1 protein-coding gene is annotated in these 621 nt (G+C 69.9%); it reads left to right on the plus strand.

Annotated elements, in window-relative coordinates; translation table 11 throughout:
* Nucleotides 1-25: 25 nt before the first annotated feature.
* A partial coding sequence (locus QSK30_RS36615) for an IS30 family transposase (RefSeq protein ID WP_285510004.1) occupies nt 26-621 on the plus strand: 596 nt, incomplete at its 3' end.

A 621-nucleotide genomic window follows, 5' to 3' on the forward strand; every position in this document is an offset into this window, starting at 1 on the left:
GGAAGGATTCCCTGTCGTGCGCAGGATGTTGACGTTGGCTGATCGGGAGGAGATCTCCCGGGGCCTGGTGGAGTTGTTGGAGTTCAGGGACATCGCCGCCCGGATCGGTCGGGGTGCCTCTGTGGTGTCGCGTGAGGTGGCCCGTCATGGTGGCCGGGACGGCTATCGGGCGGTGGCGGCCGAGAACGCGGCCGTGGCGGGCCGGTCGCGGCCGAAGGTGATGGCGGTGGACCGATCGGCCCGGACCAGGTCGCGGGTGTGGTCGTTGTTGCGTCGGGGCTGGTCACCGGCCTCGATCGCGGGCCGGTTGGCACGGGAACATCGGGCCGGGGACCCTGGGCGGGTGAGTCACGAGGCGATCTACCAGTGGGTCTACGCCCAACCCGTCGCGACACTGCGCCGGGAGTTGATCGCGTTGCGCACCGGCCGTACGAAACGGACCGGTCCGCGTCCTGCTCCGGCACCGCGGATCCGGGAGCCCCAGTACATCGACGAACGCCCCGACGAGGTCGAAGGCCGTGCTGTGCCTGGTCACTGGGAGGGGGATCTGGTGATCGGGAAGGGCGGCACGTCGGCGGTGGCGACCCTGGTGGAACGCACCAGCCGGTTCCTGATCCTGGT

This window comes from Actinokineospora sp. NBRC 105648, from assembly GCF_030269645.1.
In the GTDB taxonomy this organism is placed as follows: domain Bacteria; phylum Actinomycetota; class Actinomycetes; order Mycobacteriales; family Pseudonocardiaceae; genus Actinokineospora.